General features: G+C 59.3%; 16 protein-coding genes and 1 tRNA gene. 5 read left to right on the forward strand and 12 right to left on the reverse strand.

The annotated features are described in order from the left end of the window. Window positions 1-158 precede the first annotated feature (158 nt). Window positions 159-1,601 (reverse strand): NADP-dependent succinate-semialdehyde dehydrogenase, encoded by a 1,443-nt coding sequence (gene gabD / locus ACZRMO_RS26835; protein ID WP_017734500.1) that lies wholly within the window; start codon window positions 1,599-1,601, stop codon window positions 159-161. A gap of 370 nt (window positions 1,602-1,971) precedes the next feature. Here gabD and ACZRMO_RS26840 point away from each other — a divergent pair. Both ACZRMO_RS26840 and ACZRMO_RS26845 read left to right on the forward strand, forming a co-directional pair. Further along, window positions 1,972-2,048 (forward strand) — tRNA-Arg (locus ACZRMO_RS26840). A 7-nt stretch (window positions 2,049-2,055) separates the two neighbouring features. After that, complete coding sequence (locus ACZRMO_RS26845) at window positions 2,056-3,249, forward strand: Abi family protein (RefSeq protein ID WP_463974849.1); 1,194 nt, start codon at window positions 2,056-2,058, stop codon at window positions 3,247-3,249. A 126-nt stretch (window positions 3,250-3,375) separates the two neighbouring features. Here the strand turns inward: ACZRMO_RS26845 and ACZRMO_RS26850 are convergent, their stop codons facing one another. The 3 genes from ACZRMO_RS26850 to ACZRMO_RS26860 are packed head-to-tail and all read right to left on the reverse strand — an operon-like array spanning window position 3,376 to window position 6,208. Beyond that, complete coding sequence (locus tag ACZRMO_RS26850; protein WP_463974850.1) at window positions 3,376-3,969, reverse strand: hypothetical protein; 594 nt, start codon at window positions 3,967-3,969, stop codon at window positions 3,376-3,378. Then, on the reverse strand, window positions 3,966-4,538 hold the full coding sequence (locus ACZRMO_RS26855; RefSeq protein ID WP_463974851.1) for an RNA polymerase sigma factor: 573 nt from the start codon (window positions 4,536-4,538) through the stop codon (window positions 3,966-3,968). The genes ACZRMO_RS26850 and ACZRMO_RS26855 overlap by 4 nt, the downstream gene beginning before the upstream one ends. Before the next feature lie 26 nt (window positions 4,539-4,564). Next, the gene (locus ACZRMO_RS26860) at window positions 4,565-6,208 is read right to left on the reverse strand and encodes a vWA domain-containing protein (protein ID WP_463974852.1); all 1,644 of its coding nucleotides are present in this window, start codon (window positions 6,206-6,208) and stop codon (window positions 4,565-4,567) included. Between the two features lie 655 nt (window positions 6,209-6,863). On the opposite strand from ACZRMO_RS26860, the gene ACZRMO_RS26865 reads away from it, so the two are divergent. Next, entirely contained in the window at window positions 6,864-8,132 is a 1,269-nt protein-coding gene (locus ACZRMO_RS26865; RefSeq protein ID WP_463974853.1) for a M10 family metallopeptidase C-terminal domain-containing protein, read from the forward strand. Window positions 8,133-8,214: 82 nt separating this feature from the next. Here the strand turns inward: ACZRMO_RS26865 and ACZRMO_RS26870 are convergent, their stop codons facing one another. The 4 genes from ACZRMO_RS26870 to ACZRMO_RS26885 are packed head-to-tail and all read right to left on the reverse strand — an operon-like array spanning window position 8,215 to window position 10,560. Further along, on the reverse strand, window positions 8,215-8,865 hold the full coding sequence (locus tag ACZRMO_RS26870) for a DUF799 domain-containing protein (RefSeq protein ID WP_463974854.1): 651 nt from the start codon (window positions 8,863-8,865) through the stop codon (window positions 8,215-8,217). Continuing rightward, window positions 8,862-9,224, reverse strand: coding sequence for a DUF4810 domain-containing protein (locus ACZRMO_RS26875; protein WP_017739195.1), 363 nt, complete (start codon window positions 9,222-9,224; stop codon window positions 8,862-8,864). The genes ACZRMO_RS26870 and ACZRMO_RS26875 overlap by 4 nt, the downstream gene beginning before the upstream one ends. A 29-nt stretch (window positions 9,225-9,253) precedes the next feature. Beyond that, complete coding sequence (locus ACZRMO_RS26880) at window positions 9,254-9,934, reverse strand: CsgG/HfaB family protein (protein ID WP_463974855.1); 681 nt, start codon at window positions 9,932-9,934, stop codon at window positions 9,254-9,256. 44 nt (window positions 9,935-9,978) lie between these two features. Beyond that, window positions 9,979-10,560 carry a hypothetical protein gene (locus ACZRMO_RS26885; RefSeq protein ID WP_463974856.1) on the reverse strand — a complete coding sequence of 194 codons (582 nt, stop codon included), beginning with the start codon at window positions 10,558-10,560 and terminating at the stop codon, window positions 9,979-9,981. Between the two features lie 173 nt (window positions 10,561-10,733). Between ACZRMO_RS26885 and ACZRMO_RS26890 the strand changes: the two genes are divergently transcribed. Continuing rightward, a complete protein-coding gene (locus ACZRMO_RS26890) occupies window positions 10,734-11,345 on the forward strand; it encodes a hypothetical protein (protein ID WP_463974857.1) in 612 nt (203 codons plus the stop codon). A 3-nt stretch (window positions 11,346-11,348) separates the two neighbouring features. After that, the gene (locus tag ACZRMO_RS26895) at window positions 11,349-11,936 is read left to right on the forward strand and encodes a hypothetical protein (protein WP_463974858.1); all 588 of its coding nucleotides are present in this window, start codon (window positions 11,349-11,351) and stop codon (window positions 11,934-11,936) included. Between the two features lie 314 nt (window positions 11,937-12,250). Here ACZRMO_RS26895 and lepB read toward each other — a convergent pair whose 3' ends face one another. From lepB to ACZRMO_RS26915, 4 genes are all read right to left on the reverse strand, one after another. After that, entirely contained in the window at window positions 12,251-13,039 is a 789-nt protein-coding gene (lepB, locus tag ACZRMO_RS26900; protein ID WP_463974859.1) for a signal peptidase I, read from the reverse strand. Between the two features lie 71 nt (window positions 13,040-13,110). Continuing rightward, a complete protein-coding gene (locus tag ACZRMO_RS26905; protein ID WP_463974860.1) occupies window positions 13,111-15,699 on the reverse strand; it encodes an autotransporter family protein in 2,589 nt (862 codons plus the stop codon). Between the two features lie 330 nt (window positions 15,700-16,029). Further along, window positions 16,030-16,434 carry a hypothetical protein gene (locus ACZRMO_RS26910; protein WP_463974861.1) on the reverse strand — a complete coding sequence of 135 codons (405 nt, stop codon included), beginning with the start codon at window positions 16,432-16,434 and terminating at the stop codon, window positions 16,030-16,032. A gap of 116 nt (window positions 16,435-16,550) precedes the next feature. After that, window positions 16,551-17,216 carry a hypothetical protein gene (locus tag ACZRMO_RS26915; protein WP_463974862.1) on the reverse strand — a complete coding sequence of 222 codons (666 nt, stop codon included), beginning with the start codon at window positions 17,214-17,216 and terminating at the stop codon, window positions 16,551-16,553. Window positions 17,217-17,646 lie beyond the last annotated feature (430 nt).

A 17,646-nucleotide genomic window follows, 5' to 3' on the forward strand; every position in this document is an offset into this window, starting at 1 on the left:
GGTGGCGTGGTCCAAGGAATACGTGGCGGGGAGGCAACTGCGGCAGCATGCGATGATCGACTGCCACAGCGTTCCCGGCCACTACGAATAACGTCTTGAAACACGCAAAGGGTCAGCGCTCTCGTGCCCTCTGCGTTCACTGCAATCTCTTACAGGGCTTAGATGCCCAGGCAGAGGTATTTGATTTCCAGGTAATCCTCGATCCCGTACTTGGAGCCTTCACGGCCCAGGCCCGAAGCCTTGATACCGCCGAACGGCGCCACTTCGTTGGAGATCAACCCAGTGTTGACGCCGACCATGCCGTATTCCAGGGCTTCGGCCACACGGAACACACGGCCCAGGTCGCGGGCATAGAAGTAGGAGGCCAGGCCGAACTCGGTGTCGTTGGACATCGCGATCACTTCGGCTTCGTCTTTGAAACGGAACAGCGGCGCCAGCGGGCCGAAGGTTTCTTCCTTCGCCACAGCGGCATTTTTCGGCACGTTGGTGAGGATGGTCGGCTCGAAGAAGTTGCCTTCCATGACCTTGCCGCCCGCCAGCAACGTCGCGCCTTTGCTCAAGGCATCGGCGATGTGTTCCTGGACCTTGGCCACGGCTTTTTCGTCGATCAAGGGACCTGTGGTGGTGCCGTCTTCCAGACCATTGCCGATCTTCAACTTGGCCACGGCCACTTTGAGTTTTTCGGCGAAGGCGTCGTACACCGAATCCTGGATGTACAGGCGGTTGGCGCAGACGCAGGTCTGGCCGTTGTTACGGTACTTGGAGATGATCGCGCCTTCGACGGCCTTATCCAGGTCGGCGTCGTCGAACACGATGAACGGCGCGTTGCCGCCCAGCTCCAGGGAGACTTTCTTGATGTCCTTGGCGCATTCGGCCATCAGCTGGCGACCGATTTCAGTCGAACCGGTGAAGGACAATTTACGCACGATCGGGTTGCCGGTCAGCTCGCCGCCGATATCGCCAGCGCTACCGGTGACCACGCTCAGCACGCCTTTCGGGATACCGGCACGGTGCGCCAGTTCAACCAGGGCCAGGGCCGAGAACGGGGTTTGCGAAGCGGGCTTGATGACCATGGTGCAACCGGCGGCCAGGGCCGGGCCGGCTTTACGGGTGATCATCGCGGCCGGGAAGTTCCACGGGGTGATGGCAGCGGTCACGCCGATTGGCTGCTTGATCACGATCAGGCGCTTGTCGGGCTGGTGGCCAGGAATCACGTCGCCGTAGATGCGCTTGGCTTCTTCGGCGAACCACTCGATGAAGGATGCGGCGTAGACGATTTCGCCCTTGGCTTCGGCCAGCGGCTTGCCTTGTTCGAGGGTCATCAGGCGCGCGAGGTCGTCCTGGTTTTCGATCAGCAGCTCGAACCAACGGCGCAGCTTGTTCGCGCGCTCCTTGGCGGTCAGCGCACGCCAGGCCGGCAAGGCGTTGTCAGCGGCTTCGATGGCGCGGCGGGTTTCCGCGGCGCCCATCTTTGGCACGGTGCCGAGAATCTCGCCCGTGGCAGGGTTGTTGACCTTGATGGTCTGGCCATTGTCCGCATCGACCCAAGCACCATCGATAAAGGCTTGCTGGCGGAACAACTGGGCATCTTTAAGCTGCATGTCGGCTTTCCTTAACAGCACCGCGCGCACGCGGAGCGAATTAGAGTTGTTGAAAGGCGCCTTGTGGGCTGCCGTCAGGGAAATCAGCCCCAGCGCGCGGAATAAGTGAAGCGCACGCGGGAGACAGAGCGTTTGAAATCTCAAACGAATCCTAGGATCAATGGGGGTACAGGGCAATAGTCTGTTCGAAAAAAAGAACGAAAACGGCGCATTTGCCGAATCTTTCGGATCAGCGTGATTGGCCCGGGTTCACCCGCCTCGACCGGCGGCGCCCGACTTAGGGCGCCAGCGCGCCGATTTCCTACGGTTCAGCGGCCAAAAACCAGCATGGACGCCCAAGGGCGACATGGGTATGATGTCGCCCGCACAAGCATCCGTAGCTCAGCTGGATAGAGTACTGCCCTCCGAAGGCAGGGGTCGTGGGTTCGAATCCCGCCGGGTGCACCAGATCCAGATGAAAAAGCCCCAGGTCGAAAGGCCTGGGGCTTTTTTTTGCATGTCGGATTTTGGCACCAACGCATCTTTGTCTCTGAATGCTTCCGACTTAGAAGAGAGCTATCCCAAACGCGGTACATTCCTCGCCGCCGAACGGAACAAAAAAACAAAAAGACGGCCACGTGGTCGCGAGGAGCGCATATCGATGACGCAGGGTTATCCAAAACCTTGGCAGAGCTATCAAGAACAACTCGATCTGGTCATAGCACGCGGAATGTCTGTTACGGATCGGCCTAAAGCCCTCGAGTATCTGGAGCGCATCGGCTACTACCGCCTCAGTGGCTACTGGTTCGCCTTCCGTGAGCGCACAGAGCTTTGCTGTCCTCTCCTTCAGTCTAAAAACAAGCCTCGCGCCAAAACGAAACCTACGCGTATCCCCCTGGATACCTTTAAGCCGGGTACCACTTTCCAGAATGCGGTTGACCTGTATGTCTTCGATAAGAAGCTTCGTCTGCTGACTTTGGATGCACTAGAACGCATAGAAATAGCGCTGCGAGTAGACATCTCCCACACCCTGGGGGAACACGACAAATTTGCTTACCTGAGACCCGAACTGTTCCATGGCAGTTTTTCCACTCAGTTGGATGGCAAGACGGGACTTACCAAATATCATGCATGGATCGGTAAACACGCTGCATTGATAAACCGTTCAAACGAAGACTTCATCCGCCACAACAAGGAAAAATATGGCTTACCACTCGCTGTTTGGGTGGCCTGTGAGGTGTGGGACTTTGGCACCCTATCAACCCTGTACTCAGGCATGATCGAGGACGACCAAGACACAATCTCCAGATCGTATGGCATCAGCAATGGCAGGATCTTCGCCAGCTGGTTGCGCAGTCTGAATTACCTGCGAAACGTATGCGCCCATCACAGTCGCCTGTGGAATCGCAACATCATCGATCAGCCCAAACTACCGCCTATAGAACAGGTGCCTTCATTGTCGGCGTTTCACGATGATGCGCATCGGCGGGCTCGGCCATTTATGTTGTTGTGTCTGACCCAGCACCTCATGCGCGCCATAAATCCAGCGTCGAGCTGGGGAAAGCGGTTAAAAACATTGCTGGAACATGACTTCCCAAACCTGCACCACCTTGACTTGAACCTGGAAGGATTGGGCGTCGATCGCGACTGGCAGGTACGCGATTGGTAGATGAAAAACCACAGGCAATAAAAAACCCCTGAGCAGTCTCAGCGCCAAAGCGCATCAACCGACAGGGGCCATGTTGTGAAGAATTATAGGGGCTGGTGATCTCTCGTCAACTGACAGCTCGCCTGCTTACTGTTTGCGCATCTGCTCCAACAGCTCCGGTAAATCTTCACCGGCAAAACGCTCATGCAACTCAAGCAGCTGTTCATCCGCCGCTTTACTCTCCCCCGCCGCCCGCAATCTCACAATCTCCCGCAACCCCTCCTCCAACGAAGGCAACGCCACCGGCGCACGTTTGCTGAGTTTGGCGGTGGACTCATCTGCCATCGACCCCATGACCTGTGCACTCTCGGCCTTGGGCGCAGCGGCCATTCGGGCCACCGGCGCTGGGGCGGACATCATCGGCGGTGGCGGGCTGGCAGCTTCTTCGTGGAAGGCGGAGAAGGTCGCGCTGGTGATCTCCGGCTGCGGCACAGGCGAGCGCGTGACCACGCCAACCATCAGCGCCAAACCGGCGACGGTGGCGAATGCCATTTGCCAGCGCGGTCGTTGGCAGGCTTGCAGCCAGCGTTGCCACAAGCTTGGTTGCGGCGCCGGGGCTTCGCGACGGGCGGTGGCGAGGATGAAGGCGTCGAGGGACGCAGGGGGCTCGCCCGTGCTGTGTTGACGGTAGTGCTGGAGCAGCACGTCGTCGGTATCTGAAGTGTGTCGGGAGTCGGTCATGCGGGTATCTCCTCGGCCAGCAGGCGGCGCAGTTTCTGCTGGGCGTAGCGCAGGCGGCTTTTTACGGTTTCCAGCGGGGCCTGGGTGAGCGCGGCGATTTGCGGCACTTCGAGGTCGCCGTGCAGGCGCAGCAGGAAGACTTCGCGCTGGTCTTCGGGCAGGTCTTGCAGCGCAGCGTCGAGCCGCGCCTGGTCGCGGCTGAGGCTCAGTTGCTGCTCGGGGCCGGCGCTGTCGTCGGCCTGGGCATGCAGCTGCTCGTCGTAGCTGTCGTGCAGTGGGTTGTGGATGCCGTGCTTGCGCCAGTGGTCGATCAGGCGGTTGCGGGCAATCTGAAACAACCAAGTACGAAAACTCGCCCGACCCTGTGGCTGGGTGGTACTACGGATCAGGCTGAGCCAGGTCTCCTGGTAGATTTCCTCAGCCAGTTCGGCTTTGTTGCTCAGGGACACGAGGAAGCGGTAGAGGCCTTGGCGGTGCCGCGCGTACAAGGCTTCGAACGCGGCACCGTCACCGGTTCGGTAGCGGGCCAGCAGCGATTCGTCGCTGGGCAGTTCATCTGGAACGGCCATGTCGATGGCGAACTCCTTTCGATGGATCAATGTTTGAGGCTCTGCGCCAACTCAACCAGTTGCACAAACTCATTTCGCAGCCCGAACGGGTCATCGCCGCGGGCCGCGCGGGCCAGTGCAGCAGTGTCCTGCAAACTCATGCTGCCAGTGTAGCGGCCATCGCCCTTGAGCTGTTGGGCGAAGGCTGCCACGGCCGCCGAGAAACGCAGGTCGTCGCTGGCCTGGGTGGATTCGTTGTGGACAGGCCGCTCAATCAACTGGCTAGCACCACCTGCAGCAGGCTTGTAGCGCACACGCAACATTGCCAGTTCATCGGCTTTGTTTTGCACCTTGGGCTCGGCGGTGTAGCGCAACGGTTCCAACCAGCCTTTCTGGCCCGTCGGTACGATTTCATACAGCGCCGTTACCGTATGCCCTGCACCAATCTCGCCAGCATCAACCTTATCGTTACTGAAATCCTCACGCTTCAAGGCGCGGTTTTCATAGCCGAGCAAACGATATTCACTGACGCGTGCCGGGTTGAATTCCACCTGCAATTTCACATCCCGTGCCACCACCGCCAAGGTCGAGCTGAGCTGGTCCACCAGCACCTTGCGGGCCTCGCGCAGGTTGTCGATGTAGGCGTAATTGCCGTCGCCGGCATCGGCCAGTTGTTCCATCAGGTGTTCGTTGTAGTTATCCACACCAAAACCCAAGGTCGTCAGGGACACACCACTTTTACGCTGCTGGGCAGCCATCTGTTTGAGGCTGTCAAAATCGCTGATGCCCACATTGAAGTCACCGTCGGTGGCCAGCAGGATGCGGTTGATGCCCTTGTCGATAAACCCTTCGCGAGCCATCTGGTAGGCCAGTTCGATACCCGATGCGCCAGCGGTCGAGCCGCCAGCCGTCAGTTGATCGATGGCGTTACGGATCTTGGCCTTTTCGCGACCGGAGGTGGGTTGCAGCACCACGCGTGACTCGCCGGCGTAGACCACCAGTGACACACGGTCCTGCTCACGCAACTGATCCACCAACAGTTTCAGGGTGCTTTTCACCAGCGGCAGGCCTTCGCGGCGGTCCATGGAGCCGGACACGTCCACCAAAAACACCAGGTTGGCCGGCGCCAGGTCTGCCACGGCGCGGTCGGATGCGCGGATGCCGATGCGCAACAGCTGGGTGTGCGGGTTCCACGGTGTAGGGGCGACTTCGGTGGTCACGCCAAAGGGCGAGCCATCGGTGGGCAGCGCGTAGTGGTAGGGGAAGTAGTTGACCATTTCCTCCAGTCGCACAGCCCCCTCGGGCGGCAAGCTACCTTGGTTGAGGAAGCGCCGCACGTTGGCATAGCTACCAGTGTCCACATCCACGCTAAAGGTCGAGACGGGCGTTTCGGCAACTCGCTGCACCGGGTTGTCCGGCAGGCGCTCATATTGCTCCCCAGGCTCGCTGCGATATTGACTCACCCGCTCGTCACTCATCATCAACGGGGCTGCCATGGGTGCAGAAGCCATGCGCTTGACCAGAGCACCTTCGACGCGCGCCTGCACAACGCTGGGCATGACCGTCGCGGATTCGCGGGGTGTGGCAGTGTCTTGGGACGTGGGCACGCCACAGCCTGCCATTGCCATGCAGGTGGTGATGGCAACGCCTTGTGCGACAGGGCGCAGGAGCGGCAAGAAAAGACGAGACATGGCGGCTGAACCTCGGGCGTGAATGAAGCGTTCACTCCTTCAGACGCGACAGGATCGGTGCTCGGGTTAAACACCGAGTTTTTTTCTTAAACCGCTACGGCAGATGACGCGGTCTTGTAATGCCGTGTGTGGTTCTTTTTTTGTCCATCGGCTGGTTTTTCGAGAAACAACGAGACAAACAAAGTTGGAACTCGCCCTACGCCAGCCCACGCACAAAAAAAACCATACCCCTGATAGCCGCAACAGCATGCGACAGCGCTTCTTAAACCACCATCAGGTAACAGTTGGACGATTGGAAACCGGTTTGCGCAATGCGAACTTGTTGCGCCGCAAAAGGATTTTGCCTACAGACTTTACTAAGGAAAAATAAGCAGCGTTTACCGGAATAACAATGAAAATACATTCTCGCGTGCCTACCTTTTTCGCGCCCTACAGCGCCCCTCAGCGCCCACAACGTTTCTTGCGCCCGTTCAATATTCCAATGATCTTCCGCCCCTTCATCCAACCATTTACCACTCATCCGTGGCTACGACCTTTCATGCGCCCAACCCTTCCCCCGGCGCCCCAACCCGACCACACGCCGCCCCGTCCCGAGCGCCGCCCACTTCCTCCAAGCCCCGACAGACCCAGCCCCCAGACCTGGGATGGCAAGGACATGACCCAACGTCCGGACGATCCTTACATCGCCAAAGTGAATAAGCGCTCCTACGACAAACAACAGATTATCGAGCAGCTCACGCGCGGCGTGTCCACTTGGCGCGACACCAACCAGAACAACCAGACTGAGATAGGTTTTTCATTTAACAATGGCGGATTTAACGAAGCGCAGAAACAGGAAGCACGACGTTCTTTAACTTCCTATAGTGATATCGCCAACCTGAAATTCACCGAAAACGGCAGTACCGCCGAAGGTCGCGTGACCTTTGGTATTTCAAATAGCGTGAGCACCGCCCAGGGTACTTACCCAACACCCGGGCGTGGAGGTGGTGGCGCAACCCTCTACAGCCCACGCATGGCAACACGCGTGGTGATGACTCATGAGATCGGGCATGCCCTTGGCTTGAAGCACCCCGGCAACTACGACGGCAGCGCCTCGGAAAGCCAACGCGCTTATGCACAGGACTCCACCGCCCACACCGTCATGAGTTACTTCGGCGATCAAAGCAGTGGCAAACAACTCGGCGCCAAACCCCTTGCACCGATGATGGATGACATTGCCGCGATCCAGAAAAAATACGGCGTCAATCATCAGACACGCAAAGAGGACAATACCTACGGTTTCAACTCCAATACCCAGCGCGATTACTACAGCCTCAATTCTGCGCGAGACCGACTTATCGCCTGCATCTGGGACGGCGACGGCAATGACACCGTGGACGTTTCCGGCTATCGCGCCAACCAGCTCATCAACCTCAAGGCCGGTGCGTTTTCAGATGTTGGCGGGCTCAAGGGCAACCTATCCATCGCGAGGGGTTGCACCATCGAAAACGCCATCGGCGGCTCAGGCCACGACGTGTTGATCGGTAATGACGCCGACAACCGGCTCACGGGCGGCGCGGGCGCGGACCAGAAGCGCGGCGGCGGCGGCGCGGATACATTCGTCTACAACGACGCCCTTGACTCCACCCCCGAGCAACCCGACACGCTTCTGGACTTCACCAGCGGCACCGACAAGATCGATGTGTCCGGCGCTCTGCAAAAAGCCCGCGCACCGTCACTGAGTTTCGTTCAAGCCTTCAGCGGCAAGGCGGGCGAAACGCTGCTGACGTATGACGAAACCACCGGCAAAGGCAGTGTCTCCATCGACCTGAACGGCAACGGCCGCGCCGACCTGCTGATCAAGACGCACGGGCAGGTCAAACCCGACGATATCGTTCAAACCGTTGCCAACAGCCGTTATCGCCTGAACCGTCGACGCGGCTGAAAACACCGCAAGCGCCACCCACAAAGACAAAGGCCCTCCCCGATCAGTACCGGGAAGGGCCTTGTCCTGCGGCGCCTAAGACTTAGTCGGTACCGTATTTCGGGTTACGCGGACCGTACAGGATCCCCGTGCGCTGCCCCGGCGACAGCAGGCGCGCACTGGTGATGCCGGCAATCGGATGCGCCGCGTCGGTGGAGCTGTTGATCACCTGCTTGACCGCCGCAGTGATCAGCATGCCCACCAGCCCGCCGCCGTTATTGTTGCCTTCCTCGCTGGAGGCCCGCGCCGAGCCGGTCCACAGGGTGGTGCCGGTGCGCAGGTCGACCAGTTTGGCCGAGGCCGTCACCGCCGTATCGCTGGAGATCAGCATGTACTTGGTGCCGTACTCGGTGACGGTGATGTACAGCGCCGCGTCCGCGCCGAAGATGTCATGCAGTTTGGTCGCTGGCACCGCCTGGATATCGTTGGCGGTGGTCAGGCCGTTCTGGCGGAAGGTTTCGTCCACCAAGGCAATCGGCAACACGTAGTAGCCGGCTTCGGCCAACGGATAGGTGACTTGCGACACCAGGCTGTAGGACGCCTGCACTTCCGGCGACTCATTGAGCGGCGGCAGAACCAGGATCGACTTGGGCCGTGCCTGTTTGTACGCCGTGTAATCCACGGTCTTGGGCGCGGCGCAACCGCCGAGAAAAGCCAGGGCCAGCAAGGCGCCGGTGAGTTTCAACAGGCTCATTTAGTGGCGACTCCGGTCTTGGCGTTTTTCAGCAGAAAGTCCATGTACGAGGCGGACTCGGGGAACAATGCCTTCTCGGTGCGGAATTCCTGCACCATCTGGTCGTCCTTGCCCATGCTCAGGTACAGCATGCCCAGGTGCGCGTGGTAACCCGGCGGGGCTTTACGGCCACTGGCGTTGATCTTTTGCAGATCCCGTTCCAGCGCCTCGACCTGCGCTTCCTTGGGCTCGCCCTTGAAGTACTCGTAAACCTGCGGCTGGTAGCTTTCCCATTGATACAGGGGCTGGGGCGCCGTGTGGCACCCGGCGACTACTGCGCTTGCTGTCAGCATCAGCGCCAACTTCACTGCCTTGCTCATCCGTGTACTGCTCCTTGAGGTGTTGCTGATCAGTTGCGCGGGTTCCAGGCGCCGGCGTTGATGCCGTCCACCAGGCGGTTGATGGCTTCGCGCATGGCCAGGTCGAGGACCTTGCCATTGAGGGTGGAGTCGTAGCTGGCGGTGCCGCCGAAGCCGACCACTTCACGGTTGGACAGCGCGTATTCACCGGCGCCCTGGGTGGAATACACCACTTCGGAAGTGCTGATGTTGACGATGTTCAACGCAACTTTGGCGTAGGCCACCTGGGTCTTGCCACGGCCGAGGATGCCGAACAGCTGGCGGTCGCCGGTTTCTTTGCGACCGAACTCGGTAACGTCACCGGTGACCACGTAATCAGCGCCCTTGAGCTTCTGCACGGTGCCTTTGATCGCGGCTTCCTGGGAGATTTCGCCCATGTTGTCGCGGTCCAGCACGCTGAAGCGGTTGGTCTGCTGCAGGTGGGTGATCAGGATGGTCTTGGCCTGGCCGCCGAGGCGGTCAACGCCGTCGGAGAAGATGCCGCGCATGTAGCTGGAGCGGTTGTCGAATTTGCCCACGGCGATCGGTACACGCACGCCGTTATAGACCACACCGGCGCTGGCGACTTTTTCCACCGGCAGGGCGCGGTTGCTCTCGGTGGCGCAACCGGCCACGCCGAGCAGCGCTGCGGCGGTGAGGCCCGACAGCAGGATTTTGGACAGTGTTTTCACGTGGTGCTCCTAGAGTGAGAATTCAGCCGTTGCAACAGGTAAAACTAGCGGGACGGGATGTTGCGCAAGTCATCGACAATGAAGCGACTCAACAACCCGGTATAAAACGGTTCGACGCTGGAGTTGCCTTTATTGGTCAGCGCGCCGGCCATGGTTTTCAGGTTCTGCCAGTCGCCCTGGTAACCCCGCGGCATCAGCCCCTCGCGTGCCTGGGCAAAATGCAGCACTTCGGCATCGGCTTTCTTGACCTTGACCTGGTAGTTGAAGTCGACGCTGGCGAGGATCGTGTTGTCCTGGACGATCGAACTCATCACACCGCCCTGGGTGTCCTGGATACGTCGCGTGTACACCACGCTTACATCCAGCAAATAGTCGGCGCTGGCTTTGCTGGTGGCATAACGTTTGGCCTTGAGCAGGCGATCGACGAGATCGACGCCCAACTGCTGGCGAACTTTGTCGTCCGGCAAAAAGCGCTCGTTCTTGCCCACGACTTCAACGTCGAAGTTGTCGAGCCAGTAGGTGGCAGTCTTGGGAATCGTCACGGGTGCCGGGGAGATGTAGTAATCCGGCTTGGAGGCACAGCCCGCCATGAGGACGGCGGCGAGGAATACGGCAAACACACGCATGTATGAATTCATCCCTGAACAGTATCGAGCTTTAAACAATCGCGGCATTTTACGGAGTTAAGAGGGGTTCTCAAGTGTATTTGGTCAGTTGCGTGCGCCGACGCACATTCCTCAAGTTGTGTACCCTGCGGTCGAGACACTGACTTCAGTGTGTTTATTTATAGGGATATTGCGTGTTTAAAGTTCTCTTCCGGGCCACGGCCCTGATCGCGGCGCTGTCGATGACCGGCTGCGTGTCCTACACCGTCACCGGCCCTATCGGCGCCCCGCTCCACCCTGCCGCTGTCAGCAGCCCACGCAGTGCACAAATCGCCGATGTCGCGGTGACTGCCGCCGACGTCAACGATGCCAACAAGACCGCCATCAGCCGCTCCCTGACCGTGCAGCTCAATCAATACGTGCGCACGGCCGGCTACTTCAAGCAAGTCACCGAATACCCCACGCGCCTGGGGGAAAACGATGTGTCGCTGAAATTCAACATGACCTCCCTCAAGGGCCACCGTGGCGTGCATCCGGCCTATGTGCCCGGTGCCTTGCTGACGCTGACCATCTGGATCTGGGTCAACGGGCCGATCTTCGTCGACACCTTCGACGTGGCCGGTGACCTGACGATCGTCGACCGCGAGGGCAAGGAGCTGGCGAGTGCCAAGCAAGAGGTCAAGTTCGAGCGCAACGTCGGCCTGTACGGCCGTGAATACTGGGCACCGACCATGGGTGCCAAACAATTGAATGAACTGGTGTCGCAACTGCTCGACAGCGCCACCGCCAAGCTACCCAAGGAGTAAGTCATGAAAGGATTGATCAAACACAGCCTGGTACTTGCGGCGGTCTTGTTGACCGGCTGCGTGTCGTACTCGCAACACGAACTGCCGCCCGTGCAAACCTGGCCGCCGACGGCCAACGTGCCGGCGCAGAAGCCTGCGGCCTACGTGCGCACCACCGCGCTGATCCAAGTCAACAACGGCCCGGGCACCGCAGCGGGCGGCGCACCGGCAGCACTGTGGGAAAAGGCCGTGGCGGACGCGTTTCGCCAGTCCAACCGCTTCTCGCGGGTGAGCACCGACAAGGTCGATTCGGATATCTATGCCGATGCCACCCTCTACAACAACGAACAGTTCAGCGTGGCCTCGGCAATCATCACCGGCGTGACGTTCTTCATCATCCCGACCACGTCGAAGAACACCTTCACCCTGGAAACGGTGTTCAAGGACAAGGATGGCAAGGAGCTGGGCCGGGTCAAAAAAAGCGAGTCCGTGCGCACCTGGATGCAACTGGTGCTGATCGTCGGCATTCCGTTCCAGACCGATACACGGGAAGTCGTGGAAGCGTTGACGCGCAGTACGCTGGATGAGGCGGTGCAGCGCAAGTTGCTGTAACTCGAGATTGTCGTTGGCAGGTCCGCCTGCTTTCGCGAGCAAGCCCGCTCCCACATTGGAATGCAGTCAACTGTGGGAGCGGGCTTGCTCGCGAAAGCGGTGGCCCAGCCAACCCATTTATTGAGCCCGGCACACGTTGTACGCCTGGTTCTCGGCGACCTCTTCCATGTGATGCCCAATCACCGTATTAAGCACCAACTGCCGCTCCGACTCCCCGGTCGCACGGTAGGCCGAGCCCTGGGCATCGGTCTGAATCCTGAAACCGCCATCCGCCAGTTGCTTGACCCGTTACACGCGCCTGGTGAGCGTCCTGTTCATGGGAACGTCGTCCCGATGCGCGACCGTTCTTCGGAGAACCAGATCCCGGTGATCTTGCCGACCACATCCTCAACGGCAACCTGGCCCATGAAGCGGCTGTCGTTGCTGTTGTTGCGGTTGTCACCCAGCAGGTAGACGTGACCCGGCTCGACTTTAAGCGGCGCGAGCTCCATGGACGCTGCGCCGTTCACGCGGTCAGCCGGCGCGTGGAACAGGCCGAGGTTTTCACCGTTGTGGATCAGCTCGCCATTGACGATGGCCAAGGTGTCGCCGCCCACGCCGGCCACACGTTTGACCGCCTCGGTGCCGTTCCAGCGGTACACCACGATGTCGCCGACCTTCGGCGCACCGGCCTTGAGATCGGAAACGATGTAGTCGCCGATCGACAGCGTCGGCGCCATCGAGCCCGACGGAATGTAGTAGTTCTTGAAGCCCAGCAACGGCCCCCGCAGCACTTCCAGCAGCACGAAGGTGATCACCATCAACACGCCCACATACAGTGCGTGGAAGCGTTTGCGCGGCACGTCCGGCGGGCCGTCGTAACGACGCGCCAACACCGCCGACACAATCGCCGAACTGAGCTTGACCGTAATCGCGAAGGCAGCAAACACGTACAGCCCGATAGGCGACGCGATCAGGCCGCAGACACCGAGCAACACTACGCCGCCGTACAAAATCGCGGCGACCCAGATCGCCCATTTGATCCGGCCCACATAGACCAAGCCCCAGCCCGCCACCAGGCAGGACATCAGGAAGGCTTGCAGGGAGAGCTTTGCGGGTTTCATTGATGATCCTTAAGGAAAATTGGTATCCACAAAATTTTGCGCGAAGTCTTCAGCGTTGATCGGGTATCGACTCATAAACCCTCTCCAAAAAATACACCGTAGCCAGCGGCATCAAACCCACTGCGCGCCTGGCGCGTGTAGCTGGCGCCGACGGTAAAGTCCGCCACCTGGTAATTCACACCCACGCTGGCTTCATAGCTGTCACGCGCCACCGACGCACCGGTGACGGTAAACGCCGAACCACCCAACACATAGTTGGAGGTTTGCGCGACACGATCACCCATCAGGTCGTGATACGCCATCAATGTCGCTTCCGGCTGCAAGCTGCCCGCGCCCATCGGCAGGTTGCCCGCCAGGCGCACACCGGCGCCCAACTCGCCCACTTCATAACGCTGCGAACGGGTGCTCAGCGCGGCCGACGAACCCTTCTCGTCGTAGCCGTCCATGCGCACGTTGGCATAACGCGCGGCAACGCGTGGTTCGATCACTACCGCTTGCGACGGCTTGAAGCTATAGCCGCCGATCACGCTGGCGGACAACACATTGCTGTCGTAGCTGCCCTTGGCCGTGGTGCCGGCGATGTGGCGCTTGCTCTCGTTGTCGTTATGACCGTAGCTGAGGCTGCCATCGACAAACCAGTCTTGCAGCGACCAGTTACCGTACAGCGACAGCGCATGGCCTTCGACGTCGGTCTTGTTGCCCAGGTCCGAATGGATGTTGGAATTGAGGTAGCTGTAGGCCACACCCAGGGTAGTGGTGTCGTTGACCCGACTGTCCACACCCACCGCCATGCCGCTGCTGTTGGCCGAGTAACCGTTGGCGCCGCCGCGTCCGTCCTGGTCCATGTTGCTGCTCAGGCCCTGCACCCAGACGCCGCCGCGCTGTTGGCTTGCACGCTGTTCGGTGAGGCGATTGAAGATAGCGCCGTTGACCACGGTTTGCCCGGACAGGGCCACGTCCAGCGCGCCACGGTTGACGTCCGGCTTGAGCTGGTCGCTGATCTGCGCCAGTTGCGCGGCCGTGCCGGCGCTGGCCAGGGCCTGGAAGACCTGGTCGTCGCTGCCGAGGCGGCTGAGCACGCCATTCTTGAAGGTATTGACCGCCGTGGCCGAAGCGGCGCTGGCGCCCACACCGGCGAGTTCTTCCTGGACTTGCCCGTCGGCCTTGACCGCCACCACGGCCTTGACCGTCTGCGCATCGGCCGAATAGCTGAGCACGTCGAGCAATGCCGAAGCGCTGTTCACCGACAGGCCGTTGTCTTGCACGCTGGTGGCTTGCAGCAGGGTGTATTGCGTGCCGTCGTTGGTGCTGGCGAAGTCGCCGGGGTTGGCGCTCACGGTCAGCTTCGAGGCATTGGCGAAGGTGGCGTTGCCGTTGACCGTCAGGTACGCCGTGGTCGGCACCACGCTGTCGGACAGGTGCATGTCGATGCCGGCGCCATTGGCGACGTTGAGGTCGCCGGTGATGGCGGTGCCTTGTGCAGCAAGATTCAAGGAGCCGGAGTTGACCGAGACCGGCGCAATGATGCGCGAGCCGGTGAAGTTCGCCTGGCCTGCGACGTTGACCGCGCTCAGGTCAAGCAAGTCGCCGACGATGGCGCCGCCGGTCCAGTTCAGCGTCGCCAGGTTGGCGGCGTCCACGGCAACCCCCGAGTTGCTGCGGATTTCACCAGCTTGCTGGTTGATTTCAAACGGTGAGGTTTGCTCAGCGGCGTTAACCAGGATCGCGGTGCCGTCGGCCGTGATGGTGCCACGGTTGACGATGCCACGGGCGCCGCTCGCACTGTTGGTGGCGAAAGTGGCGCCCTGGAACTCGAAGGCGCTGGCATCGGTGCCCTTGGCTTCAAGCGTGCCGGTGTTGAGGATGTAATCGATGGTGCCGTTATAAAACAGCACACCGCGAGCTTCTGTACCGTCGGCCGATACCAGCCCGCTGTTTTCGATGCGCAGCGCGCTGGTCGCGGTTTCCACTTCAATGCCCAGGGCATCCTCACCGGTGGCAATGATCGAGCCGGAGTTGAGGATCTTGCCGCCGATGGTAGTCGGGGTGGCGCCGTCGATATCAAGGATCAAACCCGTGGCGCCACGGCCGTCCATGTTGATCACGCCGGTGTTGGAAACGTCGCCGCCAATGGTGGTGCCGTGCAGGTAAATACCTTCGCCACCGCCCACGAAACCCAGCGTCGGCGCATTCGGCAGCGGCGCCGTCGAGCGGATCGTGCCCGAGTTGATCACACTGCCGCCAATGGTCGCGTCGCCGATCTCCAGCCCTTCATAGCCGCCATGACTCATCAGGATATTGCCGGCCTGAATCACATCCCCCGTGATGGTGCTGGGGGGCAGGTTGCTCGGGCCGGTCCAGTACATCGGGTCGATGGCCATCGCGCGGATCGTCTTGCCTTGCGAGTCCAGCGTAATGTCGGCGCGGTTGATCAGCGAACCCTGGATGTGGGTATCGGTAAAGCCCAGGCCCGCTGGCAGGGTGGTGCTGGGGTCGACCACTTGGGACAGCTGCCCGGTGATGGTCACGGGCTCACTGAAGGTCTCACTGGCCCAAATATTCTTGCCCTGCCCCAGGTCGAACTCAACGGCCAGCACCTGTGTGCTGATTGCGCCGACCATGATGGCCAACAAGGTTTTCTGGAACGTCTTGCGCTTCATTTCTAACTCCATGAACTACGGCTCACTGCCGCCAAAAGGCCCGGCGGCAGTCGGTGTACCGAGTGAAGGGATCAATTGATCCGCGTGCATTCCCCCAGGGCGCCCGCATAAAACCCAGGCGCACGAAGACGCACCGCAAGGGGCGGTGGCAGGCAGGGGAATAAGGGGGGAAGGTTCACATCAATCCTTAATGTCATTTGCAAACGCTGCAGTCCATGCAGCCCGACCGGTTATGGGGTGGGCGGGGTAATGACATTGGAATAAACGGAATGTTCAAACGAAGTGCGCAGGGGGCGGCGCTTTGTGAACTGGGTCGCAGTTAGGGAGCGATCATCGACACTTCCACACGATTGCGAAAGGCAGCTCGTCGCTGAGGATTTCAGGCGAGCGAAAATAATAAGAGGCAGACGCGTTTTCCAAACTCTTGTGGATAAATGCGCCGTCAGTCATCACGCGGTAGGAAGCGCATTCCATATACGAGCCCGCCGCTAGCGCGTTTTTTATCTGACCATAGGTCCCATCGGCCCCCACCGGCAGCAATTCGGACGGTGGCGGGCGTACCGCCAGGTCATCGTTTTCAATGTCCATGGAATACGCTCTTCGAAAGCCGGGTTCACTGCTGGCCCAGTAGACGGATACCAACCGGTGTTTTTCATTTCCCTCATCGAGAAAAGCATCCGCCAGGATGTATTGATCGTCTGAAATTTTATAAACGCCGTCTTCCAAAGCGAGCACACACGGTTCTCGTACGCTGACGATGTCCCCGGTCCTTGAGTTGTGCAGCGATGCCCATTGCGGCATTTTAGATACCTCAAACCCATTGTGGCGTTTTGATTATTTGGCCTTCGATCCTAACTCAAAATCGCTTTCAATCGGTTGCTCGCCTCTGTTAGCTCATTGGCAGACATTGGGTTATAGCGGACAACAATTAATACGCCATCATCGAATTCTGAAACACTTTCGACATGATTGCTCAGACAATCAACGATTTGCTTCGGGCTTTTCCCAAAAGCACGAGAGCATAGTTCCCGATCAAAATAATTAGCTGCATTTATACGAAAAACCCCATCTCTTCCGTTAACGTCTTTTTTTGTCGCCTCACAAGCCGCCACGACCATAGGCCAGTCACTTCGCGTGACACTCCAGTCATGCAGGGCGGCTCGATAGGCTCCAAACGCTTTGATGTACTGTGGGAACACTCGCGTTATCAAGTCTGGACAATCAACCTTTGCGCCAGCAAATTCAATGAATAGGGTGTCATCAAACTGTGCATCATCTTCCAGATAGTGTTGATTTCTTAGCGCATAGGAAATTCTGCCTTTCACTCCCGAAGGTAGTAATTTGTCCAACGAAACCGAAACAACAAGTTCATCTTCAATATCGGGTAGTTCAATCGTATCGCTTAGGCTCCACGGAGCGCCTAAGCCCGCTAGCTGCGTCAAGAACCTGCTGTGCTTTTCTCGTATAGGCTCTGCGCAGTCAGGCCTATGTCGAAACTCCAACTTATACTTGGTCATCAAGGTGCTACCTTAACAGTGATATTTCTGATGTTTTGTTCAATCAAAATATCGGTTGCTCTATCAGACGCTTTTTCGAGTTGGAAATTCAAAGCTGCTTTGATGCCTGAATTTTGCTTTAGCGCGTTCGATACCCTCTGAACGCTTTGAATCTGCTCATCAGCTTGCCCCCGATAGCAGTGGGTCAGTACCAGATGAGCTGGCTGACATTCCGCTATCGGGATAGGTATCTACACAACGAGTGGACCTGACAAACCCCGAAGCTCTGGCTTTGGCTTTGGCTCTGGCTCTGGCTCTGGCTTTTGATCTTGATCTTAGGCGCCCCGTTAACCACGCTGGCCGAACGCAGGCTTGAATCCGTGGGTAACCCGGCAGGACGCCGGGTTAGCCGCCCCGCGCCATGGATGGCGCGTGGCGGCGGCCCACGGAT

The organism is Pseudomonas sp. B611, from assembly GCF_055407965.1.